Source organism: Bradyrhizobium sp. ORS 86, from assembly GCF_045571475.1.
Classification (GTDB): domain Bacteria; phylum Pseudomonadota; class Alphaproteobacteria; order Rhizobiales; family Xanthobacteraceae; genus Bradyrhizobium.
Genome location: NZ_CP120699.1, coordinates 4079278 through 4097448, shown reverse-complemented (window position 1 = coordinate 4097448; position 18171 = coordinate 4079278). Strand labels below are relative to the sequence as shown.

26 protein-coding genes are annotated in these 18171 nt (G+C 64.7%); all 26 read left to right on the top strand.

All coding sequences use genetic code 11. The features are described 5' to 3' along the window. Positions 1-19: 19 nt before the first annotated feature. The 26 genes from P6U25_RS19015 (at position 20) to P6U25_RS18890 (ending at position 17993) form a co-directional block, all read left to right on the top strand. Complete coding sequence (locus P6U25_RS19015; RefSeq protein ID WP_407146289.1) at positions 20-331, top strand: DUF6948 domain-containing protein; 312 nt, start codon at positions 20-22, stop codon at positions 329-331. Continuing rightward, positions 322-921 (top strand): hypothetical protein, encoded by a 600-nt coding sequence (locus tag P6U25_RS19010; protein ID WP_407146288.1) that lies wholly within the window; start codon positions 322-324, stop codon positions 919-921. Before P6U25_RS19015 ends, P6U25_RS19010 begins: the two co-directional genes overlap by 10 nt. Further along, positions 918-1184, top strand: a complete 267-nt coding sequence (locus tag P6U25_RS19005) for a hypothetical protein (protein WP_407146287.1) — start codon at positions 918-920, stop codon at positions 1182-1184. Before P6U25_RS19010 ends, P6U25_RS19005 begins: the two co-directional genes overlap by 4 nt. Continuing rightward, complete coding sequence (locus P6U25_RS19000) at positions 1181-1402, top strand: hypothetical protein (RefSeq protein WP_407146286.1); 222 nt, start codon at positions 1181-1183, stop codon at positions 1400-1402. The genes P6U25_RS19005 and P6U25_RS19000 overlap by 4 nt, the downstream gene beginning before the upstream one ends. After that, on the top strand, positions 1399-2736 hold the full coding sequence (locus tag P6U25_RS18995; protein WP_407146285.1) for an MT-A70 family methyltransferase: 1338 nt from the start codon (positions 1399-1401) through the stop codon (positions 2734-2736). The genes P6U25_RS19000 and P6U25_RS18995 overlap by 4 nt, the downstream gene beginning before the upstream one ends. Then, positions 2733-3089, top strand: a complete 357-nt coding sequence (locus tag P6U25_RS18990; protein ID WP_407146284.1) for an HNH endonuclease — start codon at positions 2733-2735, stop codon at positions 3087-3089. Before P6U25_RS18995 ends, P6U25_RS18990 begins: the two co-directional genes overlap by 4 nt. Continuing rightward, positions 3086-3622: a hypothetical protein gene (locus P6U25_RS18985; RefSeq protein ID WP_407146283.1), complete on the top strand. Its 537-nt coding sequence runs from the start codon at positions 3086-3088 to the stop codon at positions 3620-3622. The genes P6U25_RS18990 and P6U25_RS18985 overlap by 4 nt, the downstream gene beginning before the upstream one ends. Further along, positions 3619-3876 (top strand): hypothetical protein, encoded by a 258-nt coding sequence (locus tag P6U25_RS18980; RefSeq protein WP_407146282.1) that lies wholly within the window; start codon positions 3619-3621, stop codon positions 3874-3876. The genes P6U25_RS18985 and P6U25_RS18980 overlap by 4 nt, the downstream gene beginning before the upstream one ends. Then, positions 3873-4172, top strand: coding sequence for a hypothetical protein (locus P6U25_RS18975; RefSeq protein WP_407146281.1), 300 nt, complete (start codon positions 3873-3875; stop codon positions 4170-4172). Before P6U25_RS18980 ends, P6U25_RS18975 begins: the two co-directional genes overlap by 4 nt. Further along, positions 4169-4690 (top strand): hypothetical protein, encoded by a 522-nt coding sequence (locus P6U25_RS18970; RefSeq protein WP_407146280.1) that lies wholly within the window; start codon positions 4169-4171, stop codon positions 4688-4690. The genes P6U25_RS18975 and P6U25_RS18970 overlap by 4 nt, the downstream gene beginning before the upstream one ends. Further along, positions 4690-4815 (top strand): hypothetical protein, encoded by a 126-nt coding sequence (locus P6U25_RS18965; protein ID WP_407146279.1) that lies wholly within the window; start codon positions 4690-4692, stop codon positions 4813-4815. The genes P6U25_RS18970 and P6U25_RS18965 overlap by 1 nt, the downstream gene beginning before the upstream one ends. 17 nt (positions 4816-4832) lie before the next feature. Next, entirely contained in the window at positions 4833-5558 is a 726-nt protein-coding gene (locus P6U25_RS18960; protein ID WP_407146278.1) for a hypothetical protein, read from the top strand. Continuing rightward, positions 5555-6391: a ParB N-terminal domain-containing protein gene (locus P6U25_RS18955; protein ID WP_407146277.1), complete on the top strand. Its 837-nt coding sequence runs from the start codon at positions 5555-5557 to the stop codon at positions 6389-6391. The genes P6U25_RS18960 and P6U25_RS18955 overlap by 4 nt, the downstream gene beginning before the upstream one ends. 9 nt (positions 6392-6400) lie before the next feature. After that, the gene (locus P6U25_RS18950; protein WP_407146276.1) at positions 6401-6580 is read left to right on the top strand and encodes a hypothetical protein; all 180 of its coding nucleotides are present in this window, start codon (positions 6401-6403) and stop codon (positions 6578-6580) included. After that, positions 6541-8355 (top strand): DNA cytosine methyltransferase, encoded by a 1815-nt coding sequence (locus P6U25_RS18945; RefSeq protein ID WP_407146275.1) that lies wholly within the window; start codon positions 6541-6543, stop codon positions 8353-8355. The genes P6U25_RS18950 and P6U25_RS18945 overlap by 40 nt, the downstream gene beginning before the upstream one ends. Then, positions 8352-8615 carry a hypothetical protein gene (locus tag P6U25_RS18940; protein ID WP_407146274.1) on the top strand — a complete coding sequence of 88 codons (264 nt, stop codon included), beginning with the start codon at positions 8352-8354 and terminating at the stop codon, positions 8613-8615. Before P6U25_RS18945 ends, P6U25_RS18940 begins: the two co-directional genes overlap by 4 nt. Beyond that, positions 8612-13405, top strand: coding sequence for a DNA methyltransferase (locus P6U25_RS18935; RefSeq protein ID WP_407146273.1), 4794 nt, complete (start codon positions 8612-8614; stop codon positions 13403-13405). The genes P6U25_RS18940 and P6U25_RS18935 overlap by 4 nt, the downstream gene beginning before the upstream one ends. After that, on the top strand, positions 13402-13611 hold the full coding sequence (locus P6U25_RS18930) for a hypothetical protein (protein ID WP_407146272.1): 210 nt from the start codon (positions 13402-13404) through the stop codon (positions 13609-13611). The genes P6U25_RS18935 and P6U25_RS18930 overlap by 4 nt, the downstream gene beginning before the upstream one ends. Next, positions 13604-13819 carry a hypothetical protein gene (locus P6U25_RS18925; protein WP_407146271.1) on the top strand — a complete coding sequence of 72 codons (216 nt, stop codon included), beginning with the start codon at positions 13604-13606 and terminating at the stop codon, positions 13817-13819. Before P6U25_RS18930 ends, P6U25_RS18925 begins: the two co-directional genes overlap by 8 nt. A 14-nt stretch (positions 13820-13833) precedes the next feature. Continuing rightward, positions 13834-14187 carry a hypothetical protein gene (locus tag P6U25_RS18920; protein WP_407146270.1) on the top strand — a complete coding sequence of 118 codons (354 nt, stop codon included), beginning with the start codon at positions 13834-13836 and terminating at the stop codon, positions 14185-14187. Positions 14188-14283: 96 nt separating this feature from the next. Continuing rightward, complete coding sequence (locus P6U25_RS18915; RefSeq protein ID WP_407146269.1) at positions 14284-14562, top strand: DUF2312 domain-containing protein; 279 nt, start codon at positions 14284-14286, stop codon at positions 14560-14562. After that, a complete protein-coding gene (locus P6U25_RS18910; RefSeq protein WP_407146268.1) occupies positions 14562-14996 on the top strand; it encodes a hypothetical protein in 435 nt (144 codons plus the stop codon). Before P6U25_RS18915 ends, P6U25_RS18910 begins: the two co-directional genes overlap by 1 nt. Continuing rightward, on the top strand, positions 14993-15676 hold the full coding sequence (locus P6U25_RS18905; protein WP_407146267.1) for a hypothetical protein: 684 nt from the start codon (positions 14993-14995) through the stop codon (positions 15674-15676). Before P6U25_RS18910 ends, P6U25_RS18905 begins: the two co-directional genes overlap by 4 nt. Next, entirely contained in the window at positions 15673-16017 is a 345-nt protein-coding gene (locus P6U25_RS18900) for a hypothetical protein (RefSeq protein WP_407146266.1), read from the top strand. Before P6U25_RS18905 ends, P6U25_RS18900 begins: the two co-directional genes overlap by 4 nt. Continuing rightward, positions 15980-17281, top strand: coding sequence for a helix-turn-helix domain-containing protein (locus P6U25_RS18895; RefSeq protein ID WP_407146265.1), 1302 nt, complete (start codon positions 15980-15982; stop codon positions 17279-17281). Before P6U25_RS18900 ends, P6U25_RS18895 begins: the two co-directional genes overlap by 38 nt. Before the next feature lie 16 nt (positions 17282-17297). Continuing rightward, positions 17298-17993: a transcription termination/antitermination protein NusG gene (locus tag P6U25_RS18890; RefSeq protein WP_407146264.1), complete on the top strand. Its 696-nt coding sequence runs from the start codon at positions 17298-17300 to the stop codon at positions 17991-17993. Positions 17994-18171: the final 178 nt, after the last annotated feature.

Here is an 18171-nt window from a genome sequence, read left to right as displayed (position 1 = left end):
GGCAGGAGAGAGAACGACCATGATCAACCATCCGAACCGCAAGAAGCCTGCAGAGCCGACCGAGCGGGCCGTGCTCGTCACCACATCGCACCGCGGCGTGTTCTTTGGATACGCCACGGAAACCGACGGCGAGATCATCAAGCTTCGCGGCGCTCGCAACTGTCTCTACTGGCCGACCGAGAACAAGGGCTTCCTCGGCCTCGCGTCGATGGGGCCATTGAAGGGCGCTCGCGTCGGACCCGCCGCTGATATCGAGCTGCGCGATATCACCTGCGTCGCCGAATGCAGCTCCACGGCCGTTGCCGCATGGGAGGCTGCGCCGTGGAAGTAATCAGCGAAGCAAAACTCGTGCGGGGCACAGCCCCGCACTCCGATCTCTTTAGCTACGGCTACGGCTACGGCGACGGCTCCGGCGACGGCGACGGCTACGGCGACGGCTCCGGCGACGGCGACGGCTCCGGCTACGGCGACGGCTCCGGCGACGGCTCCGGCTACGGCTACGGCTACGGCGACGGCGACGGCTACGGCGACGGCTCCGGCTACGGCTACGGCGACGGCGACGGCTCCGGCTCCAAGCAATATTGGCTGTCCACTATTCCGTGCTTCGCACGGAAGTGGCCAGACACTTTGCAAGCTCGCTTGCGCGAGCTTGAAGCGCAGGGCGCCACGATCGCCTTCTGGCGATCGGACAAGGACGGCCGGGCTTGCAACGGCGGCAGGAACACACCGGTTCAGCCTGGCACGGTCGAGACGATCGCAGGGCCGCTGAAGATCTGCACCATGCGCGCACTGCATGCGACTTTCATCCCGCCAAAGTGGCAAGGCGAGCGCTGGTGGATCGTCGCCCTGATCGGTGAGGTCCAGACCGATGGCGATAAGGTCGGCGCGTTGACGCGCGAGGTCATCGGAGAGTGCCTATGACCAAGGAGCGTCTCAGCAATCGGCAGATTCAAACGCTGAAGCACCTCGCCATGGTCTGCAATGGCGGCGGGCAGGTCACACTGACCCGCGATCAGCGCGAGGCGATGGTGCCGCTATGGCGGCGCCAGATCGTCGAGATCTGGTATCGCCACCTGCCGGGCGAGCGGCCGCGCGGGCCGTACTTCCGGCTGACCGACATGGGCCAGCACCTGACCCACAAGATCATGGCCGCCTCCCGGTCACAGCGGAGCGAGGCGGCATGATGACGCTGGATCATCTGATCACCGCCGTTCTTTCCTGGCTGCTGGCCGGCTCGCTCGTCTGGTTCGCGCTGTGGTGCAGCGGGCTGATCAATGAGGTGCAGGCCCGCAGGCAGTCGTCGACGTCGGCGATGGTTGTGGCCTCTGTTGCGGTCATCGTCTGGTGGCCGGTCGTCGTCTTCACCTGGTGCCGGGCGCTGCTGATGGGGGGACGCCGATGACGACCTTGATGCCGGGCCACGCGCCGCTGAAATTCCATCCGCTGGCCAATCTGTTTCCGATGCTGTCGGAGACCGAGCTGGAAGACCTTGGCAACGACATTCGCGAAAACGGGCAGGTCGAGACCGTCAAATTGCACAAGGGCACGATCCTCGATGGCCGCAACCGGTACATGGCCTGCCTCAGGTTCAATCTGCCGGTCCGCACCGAGGTCTTCCAGGGCAGCGATCGCGAGGCCCTGAACTGGGTCGTCTCGAAGAACCTGAAGCGGCGGCATCTCAAGGAAGGCGTCCGCGCGGCGGTCGCGGCGAACATCGCAACGCTCAAGCTCGGTGCCAACCAGCATAGCGGCAATCAGGGTGCGCAAACTTGCGCACCCTCACTCGACTTCGGGCCGGAGCATGCCGCGCCGGATCCCGAGCCTGCCGTGTCGCAGCAGGAAGCCGCCGACATGATGAATGTCAGCCGGCGCAGCGTGCAGAGCGCGATGCTGGTGAAGGAAAAGGCGCCCGAGGTCTTCGAGGAGGTCAAGAATGGCAACATTGCGCCGTCGGCGGCGGCAAAAATCGCCGAACGTCCGCCCGAGGAGCAAAAGGCCATCCTCGATGCGCTGCCGCGCGATGAGACCGGCAAGCTGACGCCGGAGGCCAAGAAACAGGTTCGCGCCATCGCCAAGGAGGTCCGTGCCGAGGACCAGGCGGAGAAAAAGAGAAAGCGCGACGAGAGGGAAGCCAAGCTCGGCGCCAAGATCCGCGCGCTGCCCGAGGTCAAGGCCGGCCTGATCCTGTCCGACTTCGAATGGCACTTCAAGGTGCGCTCGGCGGAGACCGGCATGGACCGCCATGCCGCCAATCATTACGTCACCGCAGCGGACTGTGATACGGCTGAGGCGATCGTCGAGCGCCAGCGCGAGCGGATGAGGGTCGCAGCCGACGACTGCATTCATCTGATGTGGTGCCCGGCCTCCTTCAATGCAATCGCGATCAGGGTGATGGAGCTGCAGGGCTTCACCTACGTGTCGCAGTTCGTCTGGATCAAGCCCGGCATCGGCACCGGCTTCTGGGTCCGCGATCGGCACGAGCTCCTCTTGATCGGCGTCAAGGGCAAGATTCCGTGTCCGGCGATGGGTGACCAGTTCGACAGTGCGATCGAGGCGCCGAAGGGCGCGCACTCCGAGAAGCCGGATTTCCAGTACGAGATCGCGGAGCACTATTTCCCGACCCTGCCGAAGATCGAGCTCAACGCGCGGCGCGCGCGGGCCGGGTGGATTCAGTGGGGCAATGAAGCGCCGGAGCAGTCGACACTGTCGCTCGACAACGAGGAGGAGGCGGCATGAACGTCTTCTCCCGTGTGAGCGAGCAGGCCTGGCTCCGCGCCTTCCGCGTCGAGGCGGTAACCGAACAGCGCGGTGCCTGCGCGTATTGCCATTGTCCGCTAACGAAGCGGACGGCGACGGCCGATCATCGGAGATCCCGCAAGGCCGGCGGCACCACGGAGCGCGAGAACATCAAGGCGGCTTGCCTTGATTGCAATTCGCTCAAGGGCGCGATGAGCGTCAACGCCTTCAAGGCATTGATCAAGAATCCAAAAAGCGGAGATGACATCCGGGTGTGGCTCGCATGGTCGCGGCGGCGAATGTTCCTCGCGGCCGAGCGGAGCTGCGCGCGCATCATGAGGGCGGCAGCATGACCAAACAGGTCGACGACATCATCCGCAACGCCGGCGGCACGCCTCCGGTCGATCAGTCCCAGCGCACGCTGACCGATGGCTCGCCGGTTACCGACGATCATCGCGAGCTGAAGGCGAACGGCCAGCAGAAGGGCTACGTCGTGCTCAGCGATGCCGAGCGGGCGCGCGGCTTCGTGCGGCCGGTGCGGCGATCATATCAGCACGTTGGCCGGCCGGGACCGCAATTTCCGCTGCGCGATCTGACACCCGACGAGCACCGGCAATACGATCAATACGGCTACCTCAAATATGAGGACTATCCGCCAGAGCGCGGTCCGCTCTGCGGCCGGTTCTGGACGCAGGCGATGCTCGATGCCGTCGACAAGGGCTGCGGCGCTGTCACCACCATGGGGCATGCAATCGCCGAGACCTATGCGCGATCGCCCAACTTCTATGGCGGCACCTTCTGTTGCGGCTGCGGCAAGCATCTGCCGGTCGGCGCCGACGGTGAATTCGTCTGGGTCGACAATCCTGACCAGCGGGTGGGGACATGAGCGTCCATCTCGCCAAGGAAGAGCACCAGGTCGCCTATCAGGACCTCTGCGCGCTGGTCGCAAAGCATGCCGGCAAACTCTCGCCCGCTGAGCTCTTGGCGGTCGCCGCCAACATGCTGGGCAAGCTCGTGGCGATGCAGGACCAGCGCGTGATGACGCCGGAGAAGGCGATGGCGATCGTCGCCAAGAACCTCGAGGTCGGAAATCGGCAGGTGATCGAGCAGCTCATGGGCAAGAGCGAGGGCCGCGCATGAAAAACCTGCGCTGCATTGGCGGTCCACGGCACGGCTCGGTGATCGGGCTTTCCGGCTCGACGGAAGATGTCAAGCTGATTGATCCCGCGGACCCGCGGTCGAGGGTGTCCTACACAGAGCGCCTCGCCCATGCCGCGGCCGGCGGCGCAGTCTATTTCCTTGCGCCAGCCGGCATGAGCGACATCGAAGCTCTTCGCATCGCGCTCGGGCCCATCCCGGAAAACAGACGCCACCTCGAAGCCGAGGTCGATCGCCTGTGCGCGCTGCTCGCCGAAACCGAGAAAGGTGCAGCATGAAACAGTCCCGCTCGACCTCTCTATTAAAGAGTGTCGTTTCAACCGCCGTCGGCTTCTCATTGTCGCTCTTGCTGCAGTGGCTGCTGCTCCCGGTCCTGATCGGCGCGCCGGTGCCGCTGCATGCAAACCTTGCCTTCGCCGCGATCATGACGGCGGTCTCGATCGCCCGCGGCTATGCGCTGGAGCGCGTGTTCGAGGCGATGGGCTGGCGGCACCGGCTGTCGCCGTTCATCCAGGCGGTGATCGCCGAGCGGCAGGCCCACGAGGCGCGCGAAGGCTTCGACAATGCGCACGACGATGCGCACCGGATCGGCGAGCTGGCGGAGGCCGGCGCCACCTACCTGCTGCACGCCGGCACCGCCTCGGAAACGGTGCCGCACACCTGGCCGTGGGAGGGCGAGTGGTTCAAGCCCAAGGGCGTGCGGCGCGATCTGGTGCGCGGCTGCGCGCTCGGGATCGCCGAAGGCGAGAAGTTCGACCGGGACCGTAAGCGCGGCCGGGGACGGAGGGCATTCTGATGACGGAAATCGAATTCATGCGGGCGGCCGAGCTCAGGCACATGGACCGGGTCGGCGTGCTCCTGCTCGGCATCATCATCGGCTTTTGCGTCGGCGTGCTCAGCGTGACGCTGGCCGGGCAGTAAGGGGGGCAACAGGTCACATGAAGCCGCAAAAGCAGCTCAACCGCCATCTCCCCGAGCAGGGCATCTACGGCGACTGCCACAGGACGGCGATCGCGATCGTGCTCGACATGGACGCGAAGGATGTCCCGCATTTCATGGACGCCTCCGCCTATGAAGAGGGCAGCGAGCTCGCGCACGGCCGGATCGAGGCCTGGCTCAACGCGCGCGGCTTCGTCACCATCAGCGTGCCGTTCCGCGGGCAGGATGACCTGGGGCAGATTCTGCAGCTCATCGCGGTCGCCAACCCGGTCTCGAAGCCGGTCTACATCCTGCGCGGCCGCTCGCGCAGCGGCGGTAATCACGCTGTCGTCTGCTGTGATGGTGTGATCGCCTGCGATCCCTCGCTCGATGCCGCCGGCATCGTCGGGCCCTGCAACGATGGACATTACTGGCTGACATTCTTCGGCGCGCTGGTCGCCTCCGACTGCGAGGCCAAGCATCACCAGGAGGCGGAGCGCCAGCGCGACCGCATGGACCGCGCCGCGACCCGCCTCGCGGCCGAGCTCGTCAACGATCACAACGTCAGGCGCGGCGACTTCTACATCACGATCGGCGCAGGCGAATTGCACGTCTATGCCAAGCCGGAGGTGATCCGGGCGGCCAATGATGCGGGCTTCGTGCTGCCGAAGTCGTTCCAGGGCTGCGCGCTCGAATGGCATGAGGCGCCGGTCGACATCAAACCAATTGCGGAGGCGGCGGAATGACGCTCCGCACGATCGAAACCAGCGACTATGCCAACATCGCGGTACCGGCCTCGTTCGGTCCGACGCCTAAGCTCACCTGGCTGTCGATCGCCGATCTCGTGGTCGATCCGGAATATCAGCGCGAGATCACAGCCCGCGGCCGCACCAACGTGCGGCGCATCGCCGGCCATTTCGATTGGTCGATGTTCGCGCCGGTGATCGTTGCGCCGGCCGGGAGCAACCGGTTTGCGATCGTCGATGGCCAGCACCGCACCACGGCGGCGGCCCTTTGCGGCATCGAACGAGTGCCCTGCGCCATCATCGACGTCGGCCGGTCCATCCAGGCCCGCGCCTTCAAGGCGATCAACGGCAACGTCACGCGCATGCATACGATCAGCCTGCACCATGCAGCGGTCGCGGCCGGAGAAGAGAAGGCGGTCGTGATCGCTGAAGTCTGCCGCAAGGCCGGTGTCACCATCGTGCGGAATCCGACGCAGGCTGAACTGTTGAAGGTCGGGGAGACGGTCGTGGTCAACACGATCGGCCGGGCAATCGCGCGCTTTGGAGCGAAGATCACCACCTTCGGCCTGAAGACGCTGGTCTCGACCGGGGGGGGGCAATGCGGGGAATCTCAACAAGACCATCATCTGGGGGACGATCGAGGTCCTGAACGATCACCCCGAGTGGTGCAAGGATCAGAAGGCGCTGTTTGCCGCCTTCGACACGATCGATCTCGACGAGACCTGGCGCCGGGCGACCGCCACGGCTGCGCGGTTGAAGGGATCGTCATCCGTCGACCAATTCGAGGGGCTCCTGGTCGAGGCGCTGTCGAAGTGCCTGGTCAGGAAGCTTGAGGCGGCCCGATGATCGAACGCCAGCACGGCAAAATCCTCGTCGAATGCGATAGCTGCGAGGAGGTGCTCGACACCGACACCTCCGACTTCGCCGAGGCCCGCGCCATCATGCAGCGCGAGGGCTGGAAGGTCCGCAAGATCGCCAATGAATGGCTGCACGGCTGCCCGGATTGCGGGGTGCCGACGTGATGGAGATCATCGTCGACAGCTTCGCAGGCGGCGGGGGTGCCTCAACCGGCATCGAGATGGCGCTCGGCCGCTCGCCGGACATCGCGATCAATCACGATGCGACCGCGCTCGCGATGCACGAGGTCAATCATCCGCAGACCCTGCACCTGACGGAAGACGTCTGGAACGTCGACCCGCTGTCCGCGACCGGCGGCCGGCCGGTCGGCCTTGCCTGGTTTTCCCCGGACTGCAAGCATTTTTCCAAGGCCAAGGGCGGCAAGCCGGTCGACAAGAACATCCGCGGCCTCGCCTGGGTCGTGGTGCATTGGGCCAACGTCGTCGCGCCGCGCGTCATCATCCTCGAGAACGTCGAGGAGTTTCAGACCTGGGGACCGCTCGGGCCCGACAACAAGCCGTGTAGCATCCGCCGCGGCGAGACCTTCGAGCGCTGGGTCGGCGAGCTGCGCAAGCTCGGCTACGCCGTCGAATGGCGCGAGCTGCGGGCGTGCGACTATGGCGCGCCGACGATCCGTAAGCGGTTGTTCCTGATTGCGAGGAGGGACAGCCGACCGATCGTCTGGCCCGAGCCGACACATGGCGATCCGAAGTCGGATCAGGTGAAGCAGGGCCTGCTGTTGCCCTGGCGGACGGCGGCCGAGATCATCGACTGGTCGCTGCCGTGCCCGTCGATCTTCGCGACGTCGGAAGAGATCATGGCGGAATACGGCCTGCGCGCGGTCCGTCCGCTGCAGCCCGCGACGATGGCACGGATCGCCAAGGGCGTGAAGCGGTACGTGCTGGATGCGGCAAAGCCGTTCATTGTCCGCACCGACCATGCGAGCGCCAGGCGCGCGGGCGTGCACGATGTCGATGATCCTGCACGGACGGTGACGGCGGCTGGCGGCCTTGCGGTCGTCGCACCTTTAGTCAGCGCGGCCCAACAGGGTGGCAGCAGCCGCGACGCCGATGAGCCGTTGCACACGATCACCGCGTCGCGGAAAGATCAGAACCAGGTCATCGCGCCGTTTCTGGTGCCACGCTATGGCGAGCGGGCGACGCAGGAGCCTCGATCCCGGTCCGTCGAAAGGCCGGCGCCCGTCATCGTGCCGACGGCGAACGGCGGCTCTCTGGTCGCGCCTCACCTGATGACCATGCGCAATGCCGAGAAGCCATTCCAGGGCGCCGGTCAGCCAGCGCACACCGTGACGTCGGGCGGGGCGCGGATGCATCTGGTCGCCGCCTTCATGGCCCAGCACAACTACCTCGAGCCGGGCCATGACGCGCGCGAACCGGTGTCGACCATCGTCGGGAAGGGGTCGACGCAGGCGGTCGTCTCTGCCGGCCTGGCGATCCTGAAGGGCGAAGACCGTCGCGATCGCAACGTCGAGGGTCCCGCGTCCGCGGTGCTCGCCGAAGGCAACCACGTCGCTGAGACCCGCGCCTTCCTGCAGAAATACTACGGCGTCGACCAGGATCCCCAGCTCGAGGAACCCCTGCACACGGCGACCACCAAGGACCGCTTCAGCCTCGTTACCGTCGAGATCGACGGCGAGCCTTACGTCATCACCGACATCGGCATGCGGATGCTGACGCCGCGCGAACTGTTCCGCGCGCAGGGATTTCCGGACAGCTACGTCATCGATCGCCGTCCGGATGGCAAGCCGATCTCGAAAACGGATCAGGTCTCGAAGTGCGGCAACAGCGTCTGCCCGCCGATCGCGGCCGCGCTGGTGAAGGCCAACTATGTGCCGCAGGAAGCCGAGCCTGCGCCGGAGTTTCTGGAGGCTGCGGAATGAGCGCATCGGCGGTTGAGCAAAAATGTAACTGCCTCGAATGCCGTATCCGCGCCGCGCTGAGCGGCGGCAACCCGGCGGCGCCCTTCGAGGTCGATATCAACGAGGCGATCATCGCGCTCGGCGAAGTCATGTCCGAACTGTTGGCTCATGTTCCGACCAAGTCAGCAAAGCGGTTCGCGGATGAACTGATCGTCGCTCGCAAGAAATGGCAGGCGCACCCTCGCGTGATGGCGCAGCAACCGCACCGGGGAACGGCATGACCGCTACCGCAGCTAAATCCGCAACGCCCATCCTCCGCACCGCCTCCGGCGAGCCGCCGCTCGGCACAGGTGGCCTCGCCTTCCGCGACGACCAGGGCGAGGTCTTCGAGCACGACAACCCGCGGTACCGCTCGCCGTTGACGAAAGTGGGCGTGCTTGAGCTGAGCGACGGGCAGTGGTTGGCGATGCCGCCGGGGTTCCGGACGGACTATTCCCCGTTCGCATCGAGGGGCGAGGCGCTGCGGTTCGCGGTCGATGCCGCGATCAGGAAGGCGGAGAAATATGCCGACACCCCTGAAGGTGAGGGCACGCATTGGACGCGGGACTATGCGGATCAGGTGATCCGCTGGCTGCGGACGTTGCTGCCGCAGGACGATATGAATCAAGGGGCCGCTGCCGCTGCCGCGCCACCGAGCGGTCACCCCGGCAGTTTGCAAGTTTGCGCAAATTCGCAAACTGACCCGAATGCTTGTCTTGTCGACGAGCGCCGCGCCGCCCTGGTCGCGATCTCGCGCGGCGAAGAGGTCGCCGATCGGGAGATGGTGCGCGCGCTGGTCGGCGAGGGGCTCGTCCATGCGACGACGACCAGGCTTGTTTTGACCGAGGAGGGCCGGGCCTTCCTCGATGGTGAATCCCAAGCGAACGCGGGTGTTGAAACAGTGGCGGGACGATCATGCGAAGCCGCTGCGGAGCCCGTTAGTAGGCCTGTCGATGGGCGGTCATCGACTGCAACGTCTGAGAGAATGGACGCGACAGCCGGAGAGACGGCAACCAATTCGCCTGATGCTCCGCTCGACGAGCGAACGGAATACAAGGCACTCGGCGCGATCGATGCCGGCGTGAAGGTCGATGGACCCGCGATCGCGCGCCTGATCGAGCTAGGCCTGGTCAAGCGCGAGATCATCAAGAATGCGCTCGACAGGCTGCTTCTCACGGAGAAGGGCGCCCAGCGGCTCGGCGTGCTCGACGTCAAGTTCAATCCGCACCTCTATGCCTTCGACGATGCCGATGCATCCCCCGAAGCCGGGGTGACCGATGACGCGCGAGGCGATCTCAGTGGCGCCTTGAACCAGCCTAAAATTGTCGACCAGGCTGACCAGGCTGGCTATGCCGCGATCGAGAAGGGCGCCGAGATCAGCGATCCGATCGTGCGCTACCTGGTCGAGCAGCACGAGAAGCGCAAGCAGTTCCCGGCCAAGCACACCTTCTCGATGACGACCGAGGTCGATGACGGCCGGATCGTATCGGTTGCAACCTGCTCCTGCGGCGACGTCGTCTTCCGGTTCGGCTCCAACGACTACTTGCGGATGAATGCGGCGATCGAGGCGCATTGGTCGCGCAACGCCTATGGCCCGATGGTCGACGGCATGGGAAAGCCGATCGTGCCGGGCGATGCCTCGCGGATTCCGCAGGCGGCGAAGAAATCGCGCAAGCGAACGAGTTCTGACGGCGGCGTTGAAAGCAGAAACCCGCGACCCGTTGATGATCCGAAGCTGCTGGAAAGCAGCACCGCTGAGGGTGAAGGTCCCGCAGGGTCGGAGGGTGCCTCCCGAGTACAAAGGCCAAGGAAACGGAGAGCCGGCGTAGCGACCGGCCCGTCAGATCAGAACGGCGCCGGAGGGCCTTCCGCGCCAGCGCCCGCGTCGCCTCCATCACCTTCGCTCGACGCGGGCGCAACCCCATCCGCAGAGGTGCCCCAGCCTGTGCGGACTGTCGACGATGCTAGCGCATCGCGACGAGAGCCCGCGTCCGAACGCGCCCAACCACCCCAAGCGGACGCGGGCTCACCCCTTTCCGAGCCTGCGCAAATTTGCGCAGGCGAAGACGGATGCACACCCGCACCATCAGAGGCCGAGCGCCTCGATTGGGAGGCCCTATGGGCGGTCGCTTGGGGCCGACCGATCGATGACGTGGTCGCGGGCGACCTGATCGCGCGCGGATTGATCTTTGCGATCGATCTCGCCGATCGATCCCGCGGCTACGGCCCGACCCAGGCCGGATCGGATCGGGTCGACGCGTTGCGGCATCTGTTCGACCTGGACGCGACACGATGGAAGCTCGGCGTCTGGCGCCCGCAGAAGCTCAACAAGGTTGAGCCCGATGAACAGTGCGCCGCCTGCCAGCCTGCGCCAATTGGCGCACCCGAAAATGTCGCCACCTCGCCGGACGATGGTGACGATCTTTCGATCGAATGGCCGTCCTATGACGCCTTCCTCGAAGACAAGGTTGTCACCGCACCGCTGCGCGGCATCGAGGTCGCGCGCGATGACCTGCACCCGTACCTGAAGCCGCATTGCAAGGACCTCGTGGTCTGGTCGCTGCGGCTCGGCTGTGCCGCGATCTTCGCTTCCTTCGGCCTGCACAAGACCGCAATGCAGCTCGAATGGTGTAGGCAACTGGTCAAGTACATCGGCCAGCCGTCGCTGTGCGTGGTGCCGCTCGGCGTTCGGCACGGCTTCATCAAGGAAGCGCTGCAGCTCGGCATGGATGTCCGCTTCGTCCGCACCACCGAGGAATTCGACGACCTCTATTGCGAGGGCGTCCGCTATTTCCTGACCAACTATGAATCGATCCGCGAGGGCAAGCTCGACCCGAACGTGTTCGGCGCCTGCTCGCTCGACGAGGCGAGCGTGCTGCGCAGCTATGGCTCGAAGACCTTCCAGGAGTTCCTGCCGCTGTTCTCCAAAGTGCCGTTCAAGCTGGTCGCGACCGCAACGCCCTCGCCGAACCGCTACAAGGAACTGATCCACTATTCCGGCTTCCTCGGGGTGATGGACACCGGCTTGGCGCTGACCCGCTTCTTCCAGCGCAACTCGGAAAAGGCCGGCGATCTCACGCTCTATCCCCACAAGGAAGACGAATTCTGGATGTGGGTGCACTCCTGGGCAGCCTTCCTGCAGAAGCCGTCGGAGCTCGGCTACAGCGATGACGGCTATGAGCTACCGCCCTTGAAGCTGACCTGGCACGAAGTCCCGGCCGATCACACCAAGGCCGAGCCCGAGCGCGACGGGCAGGGCGTCATGTTCCGCAATGTCGCCAACTCATTGCAGGATGCCGCCAAATCGCGCCGCGACAGCCTGCCGGCGCGCATTGCCAAGATGATGGAGCTGATCGCGCAGGATCCAACCTCGCACCGGTTAATCTGGCACGACCTCGAGGCCGAGCGCGAGGCGATCGAGAAGGCCTTGCCGGAGGTCGTCACCATCACCGGCAGCGGCATGGACATCGACACCCGGGAAGAGCGGCTGCACGACTTCGAGGAGGGCCGCACCAAATACTTCGCGACCAAGCCCGTCCTGTCCGGCTCCGGCTCGAATTTCCAGTATCACTGTCACAAGGCGATCTATGTCGCCATGCCGGGCTACGGCTATAAGTTCAACGACTTCATTCAGTCGCTCTACCGCCTGCAGCGCTTCGGGCAGGCCTTCCCGGTCGAGGTCGACATTATATACAGCGAGGACGAGCGCGCCGGCCGGGCCGCCCTCGAAGAGAAATGGGCGCTCGATACCGAGATGCGGCGCCGCATGTCGGAGATCATCCGGGCGCATGGGCTCAACACCCTGCCGCTGCGCGATGCGCTGCTGCGCACGATCGGCGTGCACCGCGTCGAGATCAAGGGCAAGAACTTTACCGCCATCAATAACGACTGCGTCGCGGAGACGCGCGCCTGGCCGGAGAACGCCGTCGACCTGATGGTGACCTCGATCCCGTTCTCCAACCACTACGAGTATTCGCCGAGCTACCGGGATTTCGGCCACACCGACGACAACGGCCATTTCTGGTCGCAGATGGATTTCTTGACCTGCGAGTTGTTCCGAATCCTCAAGCCCGGGCGCCTTGCCTGCATCCACGTCAAGGACCGCGTGCTGTTCGGTGCCGTGACCGGGCAGGGGGTGCCGACGATCTCGCCGTTCCACGCCGAAGCGATCATGCACTACCGGGCCCACGGCTTTCAGTACATGGGCATGATCACGGTCGTCACCGATGTGGTGCGGGAAAACAACCAGACCTATCGGCTGGGCTGGAGCGAGAACGCCAAGGATTCCTCGAAGATGGGCGTCGGCTGCCCGGAATACATCCTGTTGATGCGCAAGCCGCAATCAGATCGGACCCGGTCCTATGCCGACGAGCCGGTGACCAAGGTCAATGCCGACCTGAAGCCCCGGGATGGCGGCGAGCCGAGCGAGGGATATTCGCGGGCGCGCTGGCAGGTCGACGCGCACGCCTATTGGCGATCGAGCGGCAACCGCCATCTGACACCGGAGGAATTCGCCATGCTGGATTCCGCCGAGCACGCGAAGCTCTTCTCTCGCATCAGCGCCGAGCGCGTCTATGACTTCGAGGCCCACGTCAAGATCGGCGAAAACCTGGAGCGTCAGGGAACGCTGCCGGCGACGTTCATGGCGATCGCGCCGGGCTCGCACCATCCGGACGTCTGGCACGACGTCAACCGGATGCGCACGCTGAACATGCTGCAGCAGCGCAAGGGCGCCGAGATGCACCTCTGCCCGCTGCAGTTCGACATCGTCGACCGGCTGATCGAGCGCTACTCCAACGAAGGCGAGCTGGTGCTCGATCCCTTTGGGGGCCTGATGACGACGCCGTATCGGGCGCTCTTGAAGAAGCGGCGCGGCGTCGGGATCGAACTGGCGGCAACCTACTTCGTCGACGGCGTGCACTACCTGCGGGCGGCCGAAGACGAGATGGCAACGCCCGAGCTGTTCGACCTGGCGCAGTTCGATGCGGCCAATACCCCCCCCAGCGACGACCTGACGGAGGCTGATGCATGACGCAATCCCTCCGTCACCGCTGGGGCGATCCCAACCGCCTCGCGCAGAAGACCGAGCGCGAATGCACCCGGGGCTGCGGCACCATCAAGGTCACCTTCCACCAGGGCGGCCGTCACTGGGTCGAGTTCTTTCGGGACGGCGAGAAGATCGAGGGCAAGCATACGCCGGTGTGCGTGCCGGTCGCAGCGGAGGCGGAGCATGCGTAGGAAACCCAAGCGCGTCCTGATCGACGAACTTGCGCTCTCGCTCCGCAAGCCGTCGGCCAATCCGCTGATCGCGCCCAACGAGGCGGTTGCGATCGCGCTCGCGATGACCCAGCCGGGACCGGCGCGGCTGGTCTCACCTGATGGGCCGATGGTGCGCCTGGTGCTGATGTCGCTGAAGCTGGCCGGCTACAAGATCGAGCCGAAGTGAAGGGAGAGATGGATATGGATCAAGGCACCACTGAATCCGCATCGGCATCGAGCGGTCACCCCGCAGCGGAAGATGCTGCACTAATGCGAAGGCCGACCGATGCCCAGATCAACAGCGCGTGCCTTTCGTATCGACATGACTTTGGCCTGCTGAGCGCTAAGGAGCGTGTCGATATCAAGTTCGAAGCCCTCCAATGGTTCTTCGCATGGGAGAAGGAAGGCATCGGCTGCGACCGGGACGTGGTCATCGAGCAATGCGCCGCCGTGGTCGATCAATGCAATCGTGAAGGTCCTTACCAAGCAATCGCGGCGGCGCCTCGTATTCGCGCGCTGAAGTCTAAGCTAAGCAAAGACGGCCAGATAACCTGACCGGTCGCCCAGCGCACCCCGCTAGTAGTTGTCCCCATCCTGTAATCGTTGCGTCCCCGCGTCCCCTGTAACCGTCAAACCACGGAGACCGCGCCCATGCTCGCGCGTGTAGAAAACGCAGCCGTCAAGGAAGAGCCCGCAACCCGCTTCGCCAAGGACCAACTCAAATCGATCATCGACCGGATCGAACGGCTGGAGGAAGACAAGAAACAGATCTCCGACGACATCTCCGAAGTCTACTCCGAGGCCAAGGGCAACGGCTTCGACGTCAAGGCGCTGCGCACCATCGTGCGGATGCGCAAGCAGGATCCGAACGAGCGGCAGGAAGCCGAGACGATCCTGGAGACGTATATGCAGGCGCTGGGGATGCTGTGATGGCCAACATCATCCGGCTTGAACCGCATTCGATGGCGATCTTCTACAAGATCGACGCCGACCCCGGCTTCGCGATGAAGCTATGCAGCGATGCGACGCTGTTCGATGCGGTCAACCGCTCGATGTTCATCGGTGAGCCGGAGCATGACCAGCGCGAAGAGGTGCAGGCGACTGTCGACCAGCTCCGGGAAAGCGGCGAAGTCTCCTTCGAGGACGGCTGGATCAGCCTGCGCATCGGCATGGCCGACGTTACCGCGTACTTGATGGCGCAGATCGCCGAGATCAAGGCCGAAGAGCATTGGGCCGACAAGCAGCGCTTCGAGGAGCTGAAGAAGCGCGAAGAGGCCGAAGGCCGGTACGAGCTGCTGCGGCAGGCCTTGGTCGATGCCCTCGGCGACAAGGCGCCCGAGCTGGCGGGAAAGGCTGCAGCATGAAGGCCTTCGCAGTCACCGAAGATCAGGAAAACACGGGCGAGATCATCTTCGCCGAGCACGCCATCGTCGCCCGCCGCCGCGGTGCCGACGAATACAACGACGGCGAGCTGAGCGGCATCACTTGCCGGCGCGCGCCGTGGGCGGACAAGTTCGAAGGCCAACCCGTGCCGGCGTGGGTGATGATCGACAACGGCTGGCACTTCGACTGCGGTCATTGCGGCGCGCGGATCGACAGCGATTACCTCTATGATGAGGACCTGCCGCTCAAGGGGGTGATCGGGACGCAGCACAGCCTCGTCTACTGCTCGGCGATCTGCGAGGCCGAAGACAGGCTGGAGCAAGCAATCCGCGCTGACCATCAGCGTCGCGCGATCGAGGCCCTCAGCAATTTTGTCCGCAAGCGCTTCCCCGCTGTGACGATCCGCGCCGACGGCAACAACGCGCCGCACGCCTATGCCGCGCAGCGCAGGGGATCATGGCAGGTCGAACAGGTCGTGGTGTCGTTCGACTTCCCGGGCATGAAGATCGCGCCCGCACAATGCCGGATCGATCGGTCTGGTATCCGTGATGACCAGTTAATCGGACCTCTCTGGCCTCGGTTCTTGTGCTGCAACGGAGACCGCGACGTTTTCGAGCGCTGGGCAGCATCACCTGAATCCCGAGAGAAAGCACCAGCATGAGCCGCGGACCGCGCTGGACCGAGATCGAGCACCGCAAGCTCCGCTACATGCGCGAGGTCGAGAAGCGGCCGTGGGCGCAAATCACGTTGCCGGGCCGCAGCAGCGGGGCCTGCGAGGTCGAATATTCCGCGCGCGGGTTTCGCCATCTCGCGCCGGCCGGGCCTGATGCTCCGACGGAGTGCGCAGCACCCACCGCGCCCAAATTCGACTTCACCGCCTTGCGCGAGCGCGCCGAACTGCGCCTTCGCATCCTCGAATGCGGCCTGACCGGCGGCGTGTTCGGCGATCCGCCTCCCGGCCGCAGTGCGCTCGATCAACGCCGCGCGGCGCCCGCGCCATGACGCACTCCTCCACAGTCCGATCCTGCCACTGCAAGGCGATGTCATCGCCCTGCGATGGCTTGCGGACGCGTATCTCTCCTCGTTTTCCGACTTTTGCACAGGCTCGACCTTGAACGCTCCCCGTCTCTCCATCATTCCCGCCGGCGCGGTCACCGACCGCTCGCTGGAACCCCGCGACCTGCAAGTGCTCTGCCTGCTCGGCCGCCACACCGACAAGGCCGGATGGTGCGTCCGCAGTCAGGTGAAAATGGCCCGCGAGATCGCCTGTTCGCGCGGGTCTTTGCAGAATTCGCTCGATCGCCTGGTGCTGGCCGGCTGGGTGGAAAAGAAGCGGCTCGACACCGAGGTCGAGGATGCCGGCAAACATCCGTCGCGTTCCTATGCCTACCGCGTGCTGCTCGATCGCGACGATTATGCCCTCGAAAGTATCAACCGCGATGCGCCGGACGACGATGCCGAGAGCCATGCAGAAAACGCATCCGAAGAGGGGGGGTGCCAACCGGTTGGCACCCCAGTGCCAGTCGATCAGCACCCGGGTGCCAACCCATGCGTTGGCACGCGTGCCAATACATACGTTGGCACCAAGAACGTCCCCTTAGAACGTCCCCCCCTTGAACGTGAGAGAGATGCGCGCGCGCGCGATGCGAAGGAAAAGTTCAAGGCAGCATTCAAGGCGAAGTGGCCGGATGTCGCAGCCGACAGCCAGCAGCGGCTGAACTACGCCCTCGAAGGCCTGCCCGCCGAGGAGGAGGCCGCGTGCATCGCCGGAATCGAGCCGTTCCTCGCTGCACTGAAGCGAAAAGGCCGGCAATCGACGCCGGCCGCATCGACCTACGTCGAGGAAAGGCGCTGGACGCTGCTCGACGTGAAGCCTGACGGGTCATCGGCGCCGGCCGGTCAGTACCCGCGCGACAGCGTCGAGACCAAGGCGGTCCGCGTGCTCTACGACGTCGCCGGCTGCACCGATGCCTTCCACCGGTTCATGCTGCGCGGGGAGACGCTGTACTACCGGGGCGAGATCACGCCAAAGCTGCTTGCACTCGCCACAGCCCCCAAGCGCGAGGAGTGGGTCGCGCTCGATCGCCAGCAGGCTGCCGCATGGGAGCACCTGCTGTCGGAGGGCGTGACGGTGTCCGCCCGCAATCGCCTGCGCGATGGCTCGCTTGCGCCCTGGCCGTGGCCGCCGCGCAAGGACGGCACGCTATCGCCGACTGGGCCGCCCGACAGCTTGATGACGGCCGAAGATTTCAAGGATTTCCAGTGAATAGACCGAGGCGGACATGGATATGATCGCGACCACAAAAGGCAATCTTGGAGAGGTCAGGGCGGCACTCGCCGCGGTGCAGGTCGGCGATGTCGTCGACATCGTTGATCCGGGCGATCCGCTGGCCGCCCAGATCGTGCCGGGTGTCTCGCCAGCCTGGCACGTGCTGGAGGTTCAACCCAATCACGAGCGCTCTGTGGCGGCGCACCTGATCGCGCGACGGTTCGGCGTCTTCGTCCCGGAGACCGAGGAAGATATCATCCGCCGCGGCCGCAAGCTTCATGTCACCCGGCTGATGTTCAGAGGCTACGTTTTCGTATTTGTTTGGGACATCTTGGCGCACAAGACCAGGCTGGAGGTCATTCCGGGCGTGACGCGGATCATGCGTCATCCGCCGACCCCGGAAGGGGAGCCGGGAGAGGCTGTTGTCCTGACCGACGCCCTGATCGACAGAATCAGAGCTGTGGAGAACTCGAAGCGACCCATGACCATTGTGATCGATAACAGCCTGTATGTTTCGAAGAAAAAGCGCAGGAGATGGCGAAAAGAGCGGCGCGAACGCTATGAAAAGGAGTTGAAGAGCGCGGCAGAGATCGTGGCCTGTCGTCCGTGGTCGGCGTTTGAGGATGCGCTATCGATGCTTGACGACGCAGGACGGAATCAGACACTCCTGTCCGCGCTTGGCCTCTCGTCGCAGCAGCCACCCAGTTAAGTGAGCGGGTGTGGTCTCCGAGATGGTGGACTGGACAGAGAAAGCTCTGTCCGCGCAGCCCTCACTGTCCCCCGAGACCATCATGTGAACCAACCCGTAACTCTCATTCTGTTCTCAAGCGCCCGGCCTTCGTGCCGGGCGTTTTGCTTTAAGTACTAACCTTCGGTTGGTTTGATCT

What these genes read in the sequence shown, in the direction of transcription:
- P6U25_RS19015 (WP_407146289.1), top strand. Translation starts at nt 20, where the DNA reads ATGATCAACCATCCGAACCGCAAGAAGCCTGCAGAGCCGACCGAGCGG.
- P6U25_RS19005 (WP_407146287.1), top strand. Translation starts at nt 918, where the DNA reads ATGACCAAGGAGCGTCTCAGCAATCGGCAGATTCAAACGCTGAAGCAC.
- P6U25_RS19000 (WP_407146286.1), top strand. Translation starts at nt 1,181, where the DNA reads ATGATGACGCTGGATCATCTGATCACCGCCGTTCTTTCCTGGCTGCTG.
- P6U25_RS18995 (WP_407146285.1), top strand. Translation starts at nt 1,399, where the DNA reads ATGACGACCTTGATGCCGGGCCACGCGCCGCTGAAATTCCATCCGCTG.
- P6U25_RS18990 (WP_407146284.1), top strand. Translation starts at nt 2,733, where the DNA reads ATGAACGTCTTCTCCCGTGTGAGCGAGCAGGCCTGGCTCCGCGCCTTC.
- P6U25_RS18985 (WP_407146283.1), top strand. Translation starts at nt 3,086, where the DNA reads ATGACCAAACAGGTCGACGACATCATCCGCAACGCCGGCGGCACGCCT.
- P6U25_RS18980 (WP_407146282.1), top strand. Translation starts at nt 3,619, where the DNA reads ATGAGCGTCCATCTCGCCAAGGAAGAGCACCAGGTCGCCTATCAGGAC.
- P6U25_RS18975 (WP_407146281.1), top strand. Translation starts at nt 3,873, where the DNA reads ATGAAAAACCTGCGCTGCATTGGCGGTCCACGGCACGGCTCGGTGATC.
- P6U25_RS18970 (WP_407146280.1), top strand. Translation starts at nt 4,169, where the DNA reads ATGAAACAGTCCCGCTCGACCTCTCTATTAAAGAGTGTCGTTTCAACC.
- P6U25_RS18965 (WP_407146279.1), top strand. Translation starts at nt 4,690, where the DNA reads ATGACGGAAATCGAATTCATGCGGGCGGCCGAGCTCAGGCACATGGAC.
- P6U25_RS18960 (WP_407146278.1), top strand. Translation starts at nt 4,833, where the DNA reads ATGAAGCCGCAAAAGCAGCTCAACCGCCATCTCCCCGAGCAGGGCATC.
- P6U25_RS18955 (WP_407146277.1), top strand. Translation starts at nt 5,555, where the DNA reads ATGACGCTCCGCACGATCGAAACCAGCGACTATGCCAACATCGCGGTA.
- P6U25_RS18950 (WP_407146276.1), top strand. Translation starts at nt 6,401, where the DNA reads ATGATCGAACGCCAGCACGGCAAAATCCTCGTCGAATGCGATAGCTGC.
- P6U25_RS18945 (WP_407146275.1), top strand. Translation starts at nt 6,541, where the DNA reads ATGGCTGCACGGCTGCCCGGATTGCGGGGTGCCGACGTGATGGAGATC.
- P6U25_RS18940 (WP_407146274.1), top strand. Translation starts at nt 8,352, where the DNA reads ATGAGCGCATCGGCGGTTGAGCAAAAATGTAACTGCCTCGAATGCCGT.
- P6U25_RS18935 (WP_407146273.1), top strand. Translation starts at nt 8,612, where the DNA reads ATGACCGCTACCGCAGCTAAATCCGCAACGCCCATCCTCCGCACCGCC.
- P6U25_RS18930 (WP_407146272.1), top strand. Translation starts at nt 13,402, where the DNA reads ATGACGCAATCCCTCCGTCACCGCTGGGGCGATCCCAACCGCCTCGCG.
- P6U25_RS18925 (WP_407146271.1), top strand. Translation starts at nt 13,604, where the DNA reads ATGCGTAGGAAACCCAAGCGCGTCCTGATCGACGAACTTGCGCTCTCG.
- P6U25_RS18920 (WP_407146270.1), top strand. Translation starts at nt 13,834, where the DNA reads ATGGATCAAGGCACCACTGAATCCGCATCGGCATCGAGCGGTCACCCC.
- P6U25_RS18915 (WP_407146269.1), top strand. Translation starts at nt 14,284, where the DNA reads ATGCTCGCGCGTGTAGAAAACGCAGCCGTCAAGGAAGAGCCCGCAACC.
- P6U25_RS18910 (WP_407146268.1), top strand. Translation starts at nt 14,562, where the DNA reads ATGGCCAACATCATCCGGCTTGAACCGCATTCGATGGCGATCTTCTAC.
- P6U25_RS18905 (WP_407146267.1), top strand. Translation starts at nt 14,993, where the DNA reads ATGAAGGCCTTCGCAGTCACCGAAGATCAGGAAAACACGGGCGAGATC.
- P6U25_RS18900 (WP_407146266.1), top strand. Translation starts at nt 15,673, where the DNA reads ATGAGCCGCGGACCGCGCTGGACCGAGATCGAGCACCGCAAGCTCCGC.
- P6U25_RS18890 (WP_407146264.1), top strand. Translation starts at nt 17,298, where the DNA reads ATGGATATGATCGCGACCACAAAAGGCAATCTTGGAGAGGTCAGGGCG.